Source organism: Acinetobacter sp. YH12140, assembly GCF_013418475.1.
Taxonomy (GTDB): Bacteria; Pseudomonadota; Gammaproteobacteria; order Pseudomonadales; family Moraxellaceae; genus Acinetobacter; species Acinetobacter amyesii.
Genome location: NZ_VPBZ01000009.1, coordinates 70875 through 85491, shown reverse-complemented (window position 1 = coordinate 85491; position 14617 = coordinate 70875). Strand labels below are relative to the sequence as shown.

Here is a 14617-nt window from a genome sequence, read left to right as displayed (position 1 = left end):
TTTTAAATGATAATACATATATTTTATAATTAACAGTGAAAAACATTCCACCATAGTGACAAATACTCCACTTTTAAGTGACAAATATTCCACTTTACAGTGACAGATATTCCACTTTTAAGTGATCATCTTTCCACTTATAGAGGACAACTCTTCCACTTTAAGGTGACAAACCCTCCACCTTAAAGCTGATATGCTATTGTTTTTAAATGAAAAATATCAACTTAATTATTAATTTACTTAATTATTAATTACTATTAATTATTAAATAAGCTAGCTATATAAAACTTTAAATTTAAAATTGCTTTAGCGTTATACAAATGACTGTTTTAAATTTAAAAGGTGTAGTAACTTAGCCCAAAGTTATTTATATTAATAGTAATTGTAAATATAGAATGATTTGACAAGTATGTCTGCAAAAATTATTGCTGTTGCGAATCACAAGGGTGGTTGTGGTAAAACAACAACAGTTGTTCATTTAGCCTCTGAGCTAGCAAACTTAGGAAAAAAAGTGCTTGTAATCGATTTAGATCCTCAAGCAAATGCTAGCTTGCATATTGGTTTAAAACATCCAAGTGAAATTGGAGTAACAACCGCTGAGTTATTAGTAGGTGATGTCTCATTACTTACTGACGCTTTAGAAGAAGATACTAATTTTGATAATGTTTCACTAATTTATGGTTCTCTCAATTTAGGAAAAACTGAGGACCAATTAAAAGAAGATGCGCCAAGACCATCAGAAGAACTCACTACAAAATTAGAACTATTAAAAGATCTTTATGATTTTATTTTAATTGACTGCCCTCCAAGTTTAAAACTATTGACGAGTAATGCTTTAGCATCTTCAACACATGTAATTATCCCGATTGAATCTGGCTCACAATATGGTTTATATGGTGTTACAGACTTACTTAATCATTTAGAAAAAATAAAGCGAATCAATCCGGAGCTACAATTATTAGGTGCACTACTTATTAAGCACGATGAGAGACAAAATGTTTGTAAACTCATTCGTGATGAAGCATTTAAGCAAGTGGGCTATATTATGGAAACGACTATTCCACAAAGTACAAAAGTAAATCAAGCCGCAATTATGCAGCAGTCTTTACTTAAGCTAGACAAAAGTGGAAAGGTCCGAAAGGCTTTTGAAAGTTTAGCTAAAGAAGTTTTGGCTAAAGTTAACTGATTGAGAATTTTATGGCAACTGCAAAAGAACTTTTAGCTCAAAAGCTGAAACAAAATACTCAAAAGCATCAATTAGCTCAAAAAGATAATATCAAGGAATTAAAGGAATTTAGACGAAATGTCCCTATTGAAGACATTTCACGGAGTCCTTATCAACCGCGTAGAAAATTTGATGAGCAGGAAATCAAAGAACTGGCTGAATCGATCGATGAAGTTGGTTTGTTGCAACCCATCACTGTTCGTAAACTTGAAAATTTAAAATTTGAACTGATTGCAGGTGAACGTCGATTACGTGCGCATGAAATTCTAAAAAAATCGACCATTGAAGCCATTATTATTGATGCAAATAATGAAGAAGCTTCACTACTTACACTAGCTGAAAATTTAAAACGCCAGGATTTAACAGACTTCGAAATCTATATTGGTCTGGTAGGCTTGGATGAAAATTTAAAGAAAAATAAACAACGTTTAGCGAAGTCTTTAGGCTTAAATCGCGAAGACATGTATAAATATTTATCTTTTGAAAAGTTGCCTAAAGCCATCTTGAATGATTTGGTAAATGAACCCCAATTATTAGGTCGAACTGCTGCAACAGCTTTTAAAAAATTTCTTGCAGATCACGATGAAATAAAACAACGTGCTGAAAAAGCCTTGTTAACTGTTTGGACAAAAGTAAAGAATGGCCAACTTGAGCAAACTAAGGCTGTTACACAAGCTACGAAATATCTAGTTCAAGATAATAACGATTCTCCATCAACATCGCTTGTAAAAAAAATTGAATATGCTGGGAAAGTTGCTGGGAATATTAAATTTAATGATAAGTTATTAAAGGTTTCTTTAAAAATTTCTCATTTTGATGATGCTAGTTTAGAAAAATTAGAAAATCTATTGAAAGAGTTGGTAGAGAAAAATCAAGAAGTGTAGCAACTTGCTACACTTCTTTTCTTTAAAATATGTCTGATAGTATAATCTTGGTGATACCTAGTAATAAAATTAATGTTAATTAAAAACAATTTTTTTATAATATATATTTATAAAAGTTAGATGCTGTTGACATTTGTTGTATAAAAAATAGTGAGAAAGTAAAATTCAATCGACAAACCACATTCCTTCTTGTTATGTATTACAACAATGCTGGCGCATAATCAATGGTCTAAGTCTTTAAATTATTATCAAATGATGCAAATCTAGAATAGGTTTCTATTGATGCATCTCATATGCGAGTGCATCAACATACGACCGGAGTGAAAGACCAAGCTATTTCTAATAACGTTGGTGGAAATAGTTCTAAAATCCATTTAGTTGTGGATGCGGATGGAAATCCCACTGAATTTATTATTAATGATAGCAAGACCCATGATGTGAAAGTGCATCTGATTTGTTTGATGTTTTGGGTTTAAGTGAAAAGCCCATTACTCGCTTCTAGCTTAACCGTAGATAAAAGCGGATTAAGCAAAAGCTATGATGTTCGTCCCTTCATCATGCAGAGCAATGAAACCGACTACGACTTTATTAAACGACTTTTAGCTTCTGAAGGTGTAACTACACTGATTGATGAAGCACAGCATCAAGTATGGAGTTCATCTGAACAGATCAAACCACAAAAGCTACGCTTAATTGATGATAATGCCCAATTTCAAGCATTAGATCGTCGCAATATTCGTTTTCATCGAAGTAGTGCTACAGAACGACAAGACAGTATCACAGCATTCACAGGATTGCGTTCTCTACAACCAACTGCGGTACACCTTCAAAGATGGCAAGCAGATGCTTTAGCACAAGAAAAAGGTGCAGGCTCGGTACTCACAAAACATCAGCATTCAGATAATCAAGATGTAGTAAGTTTAGGCTTAGAACAAGCCTTTCACATCAGTCCTGCATGGATACAAGACCTCAAAGGTGAAGATGGTGCAACTCAGTCTGGCAACAAACAAATTGAAAAACTGAATGAAAATTTAAGCAAATACTTCAATTCGCAAGCCAAGTACTTTAGTGCGACTTCAACAGTACGTGATGCACATGTCGGGTATTGGTTTAAGTTAAAAGAACATCCTGAAATTGATCAACATGAAGGTTCCGATCAAGAGTTTCTAATCACAGCAAAGACCTTTTATAACCAAAATAATTTGCCTAAAGATCTATCTGACCAAGTCACCGCCTTACTCAAAGAAAGCCATTGGCAACAGCCCGAAATTCATACCAACAATCAAGATGAGCGCCAAGCCAATAACCTTATTTTACAACGTCGAAACATTGACATTGTTCCACCTTACAGGCCACTTGAAGATCGCCCTAAGACCCACCCACAACGTGCCAAAGTCGTAGGCGTCGAGGGTGAAGAAATTCATGTCGATGAATGGGGACGGATTAAAATCCGTTTTCTGTTTACTCGAACAGATGACCATATGCATGACAATGGTTCAGGCGCGAATAATATTGACACTGACTCAGCGTGGGTAGATGTGCTCACCCCTTGGGCAGGAGAAGGTTATGGTTCACGGTTCTTACCGCGTATTGGTGAGATCGTGGTGATTAATTTCTTTGATGGCAATATCGACCAACCATATGTCGTTGGTCGCATTCATGAAGCACATCGTAGTCCAACTAAGTTTGATCAAAAAGGACAACTTCCCGATACCATGAAGCTTTCAGGGATTCGCTCCAAAGAAGTCCAAGGCGATGGCTTTGGCCAACTTCGTTTTGACGATACGACTGGACAGATCAGCACACAACTACAAAGTAGTCATGAGGCATCACAGCTCAATCTAGGTAATCTTAGCCATCCGAAAGAGACAGACACGAGTGATGGACGTGGTGAAGGTTTTGAATTGCGAACAGATCAATGGGGAGCACTGAGAGCTAAGCAAGGATTACTCCTTTCTACCTATAAACAAGACAATGCATCAGGCAATCAATTGGATGTAGCAGAAACCAAATCGCAATTGGAATCCAATCTCAATAATTCTAAAGCCCTCAGTGAAGTAGCCAAAAATCAACAAACCGATCCTTTAGAAGTATTAGACAATCTGAAACAATTTATAGAACAAATTGAACAAGAAAGTGAGGCTAAAGCAAAAGCCTTTAAACAAGCCATTATGGTATTAACTTCACCAAACTCTATTGCACTAACGACCAATGAAGATGTACATCTATCAGCAGATGGTCAAATCAGTCATAGCGCTGGTGATAGTATTAACTTGAGTACACAAAAGAGTCTACTTGTACATGCACAAAGTAAAATCAGTTTATTTGCAGCTCACGAAGGTGCAAGATTGTTTGCTGGTAAGGGGGAGATTGAAATACAAGCTCAGGGGGATGGAGCGGATTTGATTGCCCGTAAAGGGATTCAAATTATTTCAACAGAAGATACGGTTTATATCACTAGTCCGAAAGAACTCATCCTGACTGGAGGCGGTTCACAGCTCAAGATTAATGGTTCAGGTATATTTCCTACGACTAGTGGCAAGTTTGAGGTAAAAGCTGGACAGCATAAGTTTGTGGGGGGGGGGAGTAAAACAAATTATGTTTTACCACACTTACCACTTACTGAAATCAAAAAGGATGACTTAGTTCTAGAATATTTACATAGTGATGGCTCACCTGTAAAAGATGCTGAATTTGAAGTTTTACTTTCAGATGGAAGTCGAAAAAAAGGTAAATTAGACGATAAAGGCAAAGCTGTTGTTAAAGGTGTTCCAGCTGGTAGAGCCAAAATTCAATATGGAGAAGATCAGTCTGAAGATGACTTTCCTCCTCATGAAATTGATGATTGGTTTATTCAACAAGACTTAGAAATATCGAATAATAATGAAAATTAGTGAATAAAATGTCGACAGAAAATCAAGCTTTTTGGAATAAAATTGCTAACCGTTCTACTGATATACAGCAACAGTTTTGGTACGGTGCTGAAAAACTTGCACAACATATTCAGGATAGCCCAGCTAACTATCTTACATATAGAGAATATGACACAAGTAAACCAGATCCGAATCTATCGTGGTGGGAAAAAATATTGTTTTATCAAGGTCAAGCTGCGATTAACGAGAGTGTGACAAATCATAATATTGCGGTGGCTGTAATAGATAAAAGTAGCTGGATTTGGGGAATGTTAAAGGGTGATTTCAATAAGAATCCTACGATGTCACAAATCATTGTTAGTGGTTTAATCAGTATGATTCCTGTGGTTGATCAGGTTTGTGATGTTAGAGACCTAATAGCGAATCTAATAGACCTTTCAAAAGAAAATGGTAAATCATCTGATAACTATAAAGCGTTGGCTCTTACTGCATTTGGAGTCATTCCTGAAATTGGTTCGGCTGTTAAAACCATTGTCAAAGCCGCAAGATCAAAGGAAGCTAATAAATTAAAAATTTTTAAATTGATGGAAGGCTTTGAGAGTGCCTTCAAAAAACTAAAAATAAAAAGCCCATGGAACAATGCTCCTGAAGCATGGCTCAGGTCTAAGCCATGGCAAAAGATGGGAAAAACAGCATTAAATGCATTAAACAAATGTATTGATCGTTTAATTCAAGCTATTAATGGTTTCCTCAATAAAGTTCGCGGTAGTTTAAAATCGGCTTTGGAAAAGTTCAAAGTTGAGATTACTAATGCAAAGAATGCGATAAAAAAATACATTAGCGATCTCTGCAATGAAATTCAGAGAAAATTTCAGGAATTACTACCTCAACCTCAATTGGGTATGGCTGGTGCGAATGGGGCCAACATTCCCACCGGTAGATATGATGTAAATATACAATCGGGTAAATCTACCTCAACGACTCATACCCAAAAAGAAAAGACACCCGATAAAGAAAAACCATCTAAAGATAAGGATGATCCATGTAGATTAAGACCATACCGACCAGACACATGTGGTGATTTCGGTAAAAAAGGTCATCATGTCGTACCAGATAGAGCTTTTAAATATGGAAAAAGAAGTGAAACTAATAAGAGAATTCCAGGAGCAATATCTGAAAACAATGGATTAGTAGTATGTGTAACCGGTGCTGGTAAACAATTACAACACGGTCAAGTTCATGCATACTATGATAAAAAAGAAAGGGTAATGGGGAAAACTTCAAATCCTGTTGGGGGCACAGAATTATGGCAATTAGAATATATTGCAGCTGTTTCTGTTTCAAAAGTTTTAAAATGTGATCGTGCAAAAATGTTAGCTACCCTCCGGATTTATCACGAATCTATGGGTATGAGTAGAGACTTCAAAGTACGCGCTGATCCCAGTGGTAAATTGACTATTGATAAAAGTCATTTAGGAAAAATTGGTACAAGTATGAAAAGTGGTGGGAAAAAACTATGACAGAAATATCTCCAGTAACATTTAAAAGTGCATGCGTGATCTCTGATAATCTTGTTTATCTAAGCGCTTCTTTAGATAATTTGGATGATGACTCTGAATATTCAAGATGTATTTTATTTGATTATAACGAAGGTTTGCTTTGTTGCACAAAGATTTCATAACTATATGATTTTAAAAGTTTTGATTGTTTTTTGATCCAAAATTAAATTTATTTAAATCAGATGCTTACATATTTATGCAACAAAGCCGTTTCAACCAAACTTCGCCGATGATAGCCTGACCATTTTTTCCATAGTGTCCTGCTTAAACGTGTAACTGTTCGAAGTAATTCATTTCGCTCTAGCGAGCTACTCTTTGTATCTTTCCATGGTTTCGCATTTTTTCTAGGTAGAATCACCGCATGTGCTTGCCGATCTGCAATGACCTGACGGCATCGTTTTGTGTCATAAGCACCATCTGTATAGGCACAATCGATTTGTTCATCTAAAGGGATTTAAGCAATTAAATCTTCCAGTACCTGTGAATCACTGACATTATTTGCGGTGAGTTGTACAGCACGTATTTGAAGGGTTTCAGCATCGATACCAAGAATAGCAGTATCGGAGTAAGTTTGATTTCGTCCATGTTTGCCTTGTGATTGTGCATACCACTGGGTCTTTGGATCGAACCAAATAGCAATATTCCCACGATTAATGAGGGCTCTGTTATATGCGGGCCAATTGGTTGTGCGGTAGATTTTGTATGTAGGCTTCTTCATTTGAAAATTATATCGCTGAAAAAGCCTTTACAGATAGGTTTGTGCAACAAAGCCTCTAAAAGTTAAGGTATTTGATGAAGTAAAAAATATTGCAGTTAAAAATACTAAATGTCTCTTAACGTTAAGTGATGGCAGTGAGTTAGAGGGGACTACTGACGACAAGGGTTACACAGAGACAGCTTTGTCTTCTAAACAGTTAAAAATAAACTCTATTGAATTTATTGACGATCATAATTAGTTCTGGAAATGAGATGTCTGAACAAAAGAAAAGTATAAATCAAAGTTTGACACCAGTTGGAAATAATAGTGTTGCTAAGGTCTATGTGAATCCACAAGAAAAATGCAATACTGTTGTGAATATGGCACTAGACCATGTTTATGGAAATTGTGGTTATTACTATGTTCCTTATAAAGATGATCCTATAAAAAAAGGCGAAACCGTTAATAAAAATGGAATTAATATCCGATATTTCTTAAATCATGCAGATGTATTAATCGATGTTACAAAAACACAAGAACGTTGGCAACTCGCTTTAGAGGTTGCATTAAAGGTCATCAAAAATAGAGAATCTTTGCTTAAATTAGATGGGTCTGATCCAAACTGGTCACGTTACGTTGACTTTATGAAGCGTCATACAGCCACTTGCGGGCATCTGCCGCCTACTTATTATCGTGCGTATGGATACTATTACTGTTCACGTTTTGGTGCTTATTTACTCCCAAGTATGAAAAGCCCTGAGGGGAAAAGATGGTTAGTCAATGCCAGAAAATATTTACAAAAAAATATGGATCTTGGTTTAGATCAAAATAATAAAGGCGATGTGATTAAATTGCCTTGTAAGTTAGCACCGAAAGCCAGTCAGAACATGACTTTTAAAAAGCAAACCGTTGAACTTAGTGATAAAGACTTTAAAACTTTTGCATTTAATTCGCATGTTCCAGCATATATAGATGGTGGCATTCAAGAAATTCCGTTTACTGATTTACTTCGTATTATTGCTGAGCCGAATCTTCAAGAATGGATGGATTTTGAAACATGGGATCAAGCGGTACAGGTAGCAGAGGTGGTTTATCCCTTTATAGGTGGAACGGCTAAATTCTTATTTGATAACACCATAAAACGCATACGATCAATTTTTGTGGATTAAGCCATGATCAAAAATAAGTACTTTATCTTTCTCCTCAGTCTTTTTTTCTTTACAGGATGCAGTCTAATGTGGGCAACTGAATTTGAGTTTGCTAAAAATAATTTTAATGGCGGGATCTTAGCGATTAACGCAAACAAAGACAAAGCATTGTTATTTTATATCAATCAAGAAAAAATTGAGTTTGTTGATATCTTAAATGAGAAAGGTGAATTTATAGATTCAAAGTATAAAGAAGAATGGATGAGAGACAATAGTCAAGTTTTAAACCGTATGACCGTTGAGGTGTTATCAGGGGGAAAAGGAAAGCCAGACAAATTAGTATTTAAAGAACCAGCTCAGACTGGACAATGGTGGCAATCAGCTGATCTTAACACGATTTATATTAATACCTATTTTTTAGATTATGTACTCGTCGATACGATTCCTGAACAAGATCAAATTAGAAAAGCACGACGTTATAAAATATTTAAATCGATAGATGGTGGAGAAACTTTTACTCAACTTAAAAATTGGCCGCCATTTAGACAAGTTAAACAAGTACTTTTCGATGAAACTGGTGTATATGGATATGCCATAGGTGAGCAAAAGACGTTGTGGCGTACCTCTGATGCAGGAAAAACATGGATACAAATCCATATGCCAAAGCAAATTGTTGACCAATTAAATGCGATGAAATATGAATTTAGAATGGATGAGTTTTTTAACTCCTATCATTTTGATGAGAAAACCAAAGATTTTTATTTTTCTAATTTATTCGATCATCAAGGCCAATATCAAAGTGTGGTTTATAAGTTTCCGTGGAGTGATGATCCCAAAGATAATCGTATAGATCAATATTCACCTATCCTCACTCTACCAAAATCAGATATTGTGGATATTAATAGTGAAGGGGAAAAACTTTACGTTTTAGGGATGGTTTATGATTTTGAGAAAAAAACCTATGGTCATGTAGATACTGAAACTACCTTTTTAGTTGCCGTACCAAATGAACAAAATAAATATCAATGGCTTGAAAAAGTAAAAATTGGAAATGCATTACAGTTGAGTAAATTATATATAGGTCAGAATCGAGTTTTATACAGTTCAGGTTTTAAAAATTCAAATAGCTACCCTTATCAAAGAGATATAGCAGCGGTTAGTTTTGATAAAGGTCGAAGTTGGCAAATTGATGAAGAAGGTAATATGATTCAGGCTTCTACTTTTGATAATAAAACTAATAAAGTTTTTATACTTAAAGGTGGAAAAGTGTCATCGAGAGAGTTAACTAAATTTAGTTCATTATTGCCTTGATATATTTTTAAAAGCTATCTAATTAATATATATTTGGTTATAAAGTTTTTAAGTTAAAAAATTGAAATACTGGGAATTATCAATTTATTGATCGTTTTTATATATATCAGCTATCTAATCCCACTTTGTATAAGGCCCATACTGCACCCTATGAAGGCTTTAGGTTAGAACCTTTAGAAAATGAAGACTTGCTGCTGAATTTTGGTTCAGCATGGAGTTTTCATTTTCACAGCTTTAATGGCGGAAAACACTATCAGTTGATTCAGCAATTCAATGAAGAAACAGATGAAAAAGTTGCTTTAAGTTATTTACTATTTGAACAGCAGGCTTATCTGCAAAGTATTGATTTTCAACTGAAGCGAGGCAAACACCAGCTCAAGTTTGCCTTTAATGATCAAGTAAAAGTTATCGCTGCTTTTGTGGATGAACAGGCAGAGCCAGTGTCACGTTATGAATATGATACGCAAGGCAATTTAATTAAGGCTGTAGATCAAAATGGCCATGTACGCAGCTATGAATATAATGATGCGCATCAACTGACTCGCTATACCGACCGTACTGGTCGTGGGCAAAATATCCGTTATGAATCAAAAGAGGCGAATGCCAAAGCCATCGCAGAATGGGCAGATGATGGTAGTTTTAAAACACGTTTGGAGTGGCACCCGAGACTGCGCCAAGTTGCTGTATATGATGCTTATGATGTGCCGACCTATTACTATTTTGACTTAGATGGTTTTACCTATCGCACACGCTTAGCCGATGGCCGTGAAAAATGGCTATCGCGTGACAGTCAAAAACGTATTACCCGTCAAATTGATTTTGCAGGCCTAGAAACCGAACAAGTTTATAACGAGCAAGATCAGCTGATTAAAATTGTACAGCCGAATGGAGGCATCATCCGTTTTGCCTATGATGAAGCAGGAAATTTGACGGAAACTAAAGATCCAGAAGGTCATATTTGGAAAAAAGAATACGATGCAGACGGTAATGTAACGAAGGAAATTAATCCTTTAGGTTATAGCACGCAATATAAATACAACAACGATAATCAAGTTGTAGAAATCATTGATGCCAAAGGCGGCGCTAAAAAAATTCAATACAATGATTTGGGACAAATGACCGCATATAGCGATTGTTCAGGTAAAGAAAGCGCATGGGAATACGATGAAGAAGGCGCACTGACGGCCCAGCAGTCTGCTAATGCGCAGCAAATTAAATATATCTACAGCTCAGAAGGTAAAGACAAAGGTCAGCTTAGAGCAATTGTCTATCCTGATGGTTTAAAAGAACAGTTTGAACATGATGAAGAAGGACGTTTACTAAAGCATACCGATAGCAAAGGTTTAATCACTCAGTATCGTTACAATCAAGTCGGTCTATTAGAACAACGGATTGACGCCAATCGGCATCAAATTGGCTACCAATGGGACAAGCAAGGTCGGATTCAAAAACTCATCAATCAAAACCACGCAGAATATTTATTTGCTTATAACAGCTTTGGGCAATTAACTTTTGAGCAAGCTTTTGATGGTGAAGAAAAATACTACAGCTATGATGATAAGGGGCAATTATTGCAGATTCGCCAACCGAATATCTTGACTCAATTCGGCTATCACCAAGATGGCTCTATTGCCTCAAAAACCTATACTCATTTACAAACAGGACATAGCCAAATTGAAGAATTTGAATACAACCTGAATAACCAACTAAGCCAAGCCAAAAATGCAGTCAGTCAGATCGATTTCTATCGTAATCCGATGGGGCAATTGATACGTGAACATCAGCACTACAAAGTACCAAATTTAAAGCCGCTGACTGCAGTACTGCGTTATGAATATGATGAGTTAGGCAATTTAACTAAAACCATCCGCCCCGATGGACAAGTGCAAACTAATCTCAGCTATGGTTCAGGGCATATCTATGGCATCGCCTTTAACCAACAAGACATGGTGGCGTTCCAGCGCGATGACTTACATCGTGAAACGGCACGGATGTTGGCAAATGGTCTCATTCAAACCAAAAACTACAATGAAGTTGGATTGCTCAGTTCGCAGATCATCCGACCTGAACAAGAAACGCCAAACCAGTTGCAACAAGTAAAATACCAAGCCGAACGCCATTATCAATATGACAATAACTACTTACTGACTCAAGTGGATGATAATCGCTTAGGAAAATTGAATTACCAATATGATCCAATTGGACGCTTAATCAAAAGCCAAAGCCCACAAAAAACTGAGAACTTTGCCTTTGATCCAGCAGGTAACTTGATTGACCCGATTGCAACACAGTCATCACAAGTGAAAAATAACCTGATCACCCAATATCAAGGCAAACACTATAAATACGATGCACAAGGGAATGTTGTTGAAACGACCCAAGCAGGTAAAACTTTAAAGCTGACATGGGATAACTTAAACCGCCTGATTCAAAGTGACCACAATGGTCAAATCACAAGCTATGGTTATGATGTGTTTGGAAGACGTTTATTTAAGATTAACAAACCAGAATACAGCTTAACTTTATTTGGTTGGGATGGTGATTTAATGATCTGGGAGTCGCAACAGTCAAACAAAGATCAAGACAATTCTCAGCATGATAAAAACTACACCAAACATTATGTTTATGAGCCGAATAGCTTTGTACCGCTGCTGCAAACAGGTTACGCAGGGTTTATTAAACTAATTGAAACACCCGACTACTCAAAGTTTAAAACAGAACCTTATTCAATCTATAAAGACCCGATATGGAAAAACGAAACGAGAAAGAACAGAGCTGAATTAGAGCGAGTAGCGTTTTATCACTGCAACCAAGTGGGGACGCCACAAACTTTGAGTAACGAGCTGGGCGAATGTATTTGGGAAATCAAACAAAATACATGGGGTAGTGCTTTAGAGATTAATACTAGTGATAATTTATTAGAGCAAACCAATATCCGTTTCCAAGGTCAATATTATGACCATGAAACTGGATTGCATTATAACCGATATCGTTATTATGAGCCACATAGTGCAAGGTATGTGAGTAAAGATCCGATTGGGTTGTTTGGTGGGTTAAATAATTCAATTTATGTGAGCGATCCGAATCAATGGGTCGATTCGATGGGGTTGATGGCACAAGGGGAAAGGGAAAAAGTTGCTGCGAATAATGCGTTAGTTGAAAAGCATGCAGCTGAAAGATTCGCTCAACAAAAAGCTGCTTGGCAAGTTTCAAAAATAAAAGATGCAAGATCCAAACAACAAAATAGACCAAGTACTGGAATATTGGGTGCATTATTGCCAGGAACTATGTCAAGTGTTGCGAAAAATAAGCAAGATGCAAATGTTTTAAGAAATCAGCAAGGAATGAGAAATGTAGGTACAGTTGGAGCTGCCGCCGCTACTTTACCATATGGAGTTACAGTAATTAGTGGCGGTTTTGGAGCAGGTGCAAAGGCACCAATAATGGGTGCTGTTGGTTCTGCTGCAGTAGACGGTGGTTTTCAAACATTTGATAGTGTTAGATGTAAATGCAATGCCTATAATTATAAGCGAACTCTTGGTGTAGCTGGTGTGGGAGCATTAGCAGGAGGAGTTGGCGCAAATCTTGCAAAAGCAAATGGAGTAGAATATGTTACAGCTATGAATTTCTATAAAAATACTACAAATACTATTGGAAAAAGAATATTTTATGGTCAAACAGCAGTAAAATCTATTACAACAAAGCCTATTAAAGAGAATCCGAGTCTAAAGTTAGATGAACCACAGTACAGTAAATAATAAAGGAAGTACTTTTATATGTTCAATATAATTATTGAAATTGTGTTAGGTACATTTATATCTAATCTGAAAGCAGATAATCATCCCTATTTGTTTTGTTTTATAAAGGGGGTTTTACTGGGGTTGACAGGATTTTTTTTAGCCGTTATTTATAATTATTTTAATGATGATTATATAATGCCTTTTAATGATCTAATGTTTTTCTTTTTAATAACTCAAACGATAGGTATTGTAGTTTCAGTAATTTTTCTTATAATTGAATATTTGTTTCCAGATAAAAAAAACGAAGACTTTTAAAATATTTTAGGTGTAGGTGTTTGAAAAATATGTGTATTAAATTTACCAAAAAAATGTGATTGAAACCAGCCAAATAAGCAGAAACCTTAATCGCTTAATCCAAAGTGATCACAATAGTCAAATCACCATTTATGGTTATGATATATTTGGAAGACGAATATCTGAACAAAGTCAAATAGTTAATCAAAATTAAGTGGAACACAGCCTGACATTATTTGGTTGGGATAGTGATTTGACGATTTTCGAGTCGCAACATTACACTCAAAGCAATAATAAAATACAAGAGAACTTACAGCATACAAGTTACACCAAGCATTATTTTTTGAACCAAATAGTTTTGTACCCTTGCTACAAACAGGCTATGCCGGATTTATTAAATTAATCGAAACACCAGACTACTCAAAGTTCCAAACAGAACCGTACTCAGTTTATAAAGACCCTGTATGGAAAACTGAAACGAGAAAGAACAAAGTTGAGTTAGAGCGGGTTGCATTTTATCACTGTGACCAAGTCGGCACACCGCAAACATTGAGTAATGAGTTAGGCGAATGTATTTGGGAAATTAAACAAGATACATGGGGCACAGCTTTAGAGATCAATGAGAGCGAAAACTTACTTGAACAAACCAACCTTCGATTCCAAGGTCAATATTATGATAAAGAAACAAACTTACACTACAACCGTTATCGTTATTATGAGCCACATAGTGCAAGGTATGTAAGTAAAGATCCAATAGGACTAGAAGGTGGATTTAATAACCTAGCTTATGTAAGTGATCCGAATCAGTGGGTAGATCCGATGGGGTTAATGGCAAAAGATATTTATAAAGCTCCTGAAGGTTCATCACCTTGGCTGCAGCCTGAAT

General features: G+C 36.0%; 7 protein-coding genes and 4 pseudogenes. 10 read left to right on the top strand and 1 reads right to left on the bottom strand.

What is annotated here, in order from left to right:
* The first annotated feature begins 409 nt into the window (after positions 1 to 409).
* The 5 genes and pseudogenes from FTU75_RS14115 (at position 410) to FTU75_RS14100 (ending at position 6502) form a co-directional block, all read left to right on the top strand.
* Positions 410 to 1186 (top strand): ParA family protein, encoded by a 777-nt coding sequence (locus FTU75_RS14115; protein ID WP_130075507.1) that lies wholly within the window; start codon positions 410 to 412, stop codon positions 1184 to 1186.
* 11 nt (positions 1187 to 1197) lie between these two features.
* Positions 1198 to 2109 (top strand): ParB/RepB/Spo0J family partition protein, encoded by a 912-nt coding sequence (locus FTU75_RS14110; protein WP_180109956.1) that lies wholly within the window; start codon positions 1198 to 1200, stop codon positions 2107 to 2109.
* Positions 2110 to 2342: 233 nt separating this feature from the next.
* Positions 2343 to 2555, top strand: a pseudogene (locus FTU75_RS18515) (IS5/IS1182 family transposase); the annotation flags it as partial.
* A 30-nt stretch (positions 2556 to 2585) separates the two neighbouring features.
* A complete protein-coding gene (locus FTU75_RS14105) occupies positions 2586 to 5003 on the top strand; it encodes a DUF2345 domain-containing protein (RefSeq protein ID WP_373685876.1) in 2418 nt (805 codons plus the stop codon).
* Positions 5004 to 5011: 8 nt separating this feature from the next.
* Positions 5012 to 6502, top strand: coding sequence for a hypothetical protein (locus FTU75_RS14100; RefSeq protein WP_180109953.1), 1491 nt, complete (start codon positions 5012 to 5014; stop codon positions 6500 to 6502).
* 241 nt (positions 6503 to 6743) lie between these two features.
* Here FTU75_RS14100 and FTU75_RS14095 read toward each other — a convergent pair.
* Positions 6744 to 7259 (bottom strand): annotated as a pseudogene (locus FTU75_RS14095) (transposase); the annotation flags it as partial.
* Positions 7260 to 7510: 251 nt separating this feature from the next.
* Between FTU75_RS14095 and FTU75_RS14090 the strand changes: the two are divergent.
* From FTU75_RS14090 to FTU75_RS14070, 5 genes and pseudogenes are all read left to right on the top strand, one after another.
* Positions 7511 to 8407 (top strand): hypothetical protein, encoded by an 897-nt coding sequence (locus tag FTU75_RS14090; protein ID WP_180109952.1) that lies wholly within the window; start codon positions 7511 to 7513, stop codon positions 8405 to 8407.
* A gap of 66 nt (positions 8408 to 8473) precedes the next feature.
* The gene (locus FTU75_RS14085) at positions 8474 to 9697 is read left to right on the top strand and encodes a hypothetical protein (protein ID WP_180109951.1); all 1224 of its coding nucleotides are present in this window, start codon (positions 8474 to 8476) and stop codon (positions 9695 to 9697) included.
* Between the two features lie 77 nt (positions 9698 to 9774).
* Positions 9775 to 13455: pseudogene (locus tag FTU75_RS14080) on the top strand (RHS repeat-associated core domain-containing protein); the annotation flags it as partial.
* An 18-nt stretch (positions 13456 to 13473) separates the two neighbouring features.
* A complete protein-coding gene (locus FTU75_RS14075) occupies positions 13474 to 13752 on the top strand; it encodes a hypothetical protein (protein ID WP_180036263.1) in 279 nt (92 codons plus the stop codon).
* Positions 13753 to 13798: 46 nt separating this feature from the next.
* A pseudogene (locus FTU75_RS14070) lies at positions 13799 to 14559 on the top strand (RHS repeat domain-containing protein); the annotation flags it as partial.
* Between the last annotated feature and the right edge of the window lie 58 nt (positions 14560 to 14617).

Excerpts from the sequence above, each read along its gene's own strand:
- FTU75_RS14115 (WP_130075507.1), top strand. The coding sequence starts at position 410 with ATGTCTGCAAAAATTATTGCTGTTGCGAATCACAAGGGTGGTTGTGGT.
- FTU75_RS14110 (WP_180109956.1), top strand. The coding sequence starts at position 1,198 with ATGGCAACTGCAAAAGAACTTTTAGCTCAAAAGCTGAAACAAAATACT.
- FTU75_RS14090 (WP_180109952.1), top strand. The coding sequence starts at position 7,511 with ATGTCTGAACAAAAGAAAAGTATAAATCAAAGTTTGACACCAGTTGGA.
- FTU75_RS14085 (WP_180109951.1), top strand. The coding sequence starts at position 8,474 with ATGTGGGCAACTGAATTTGAGTTTGCTAAAAATAATTTTAATGGCGGG.
- FTU75_RS14100 (WP_180109953.1), top strand. The coding sequence starts at position 5,012 with ATGTCGACAGAAAATCAAGCTTTTTGGAATAAAATTGCTAACCGTTCT.
- FTU75_RS14075 (WP_180036263.1), top strand. The coding sequence starts at position 13,474 with ATGTTCAATATAATTATTGAAATTGTGTTAGGTACATTTATATCTAAT.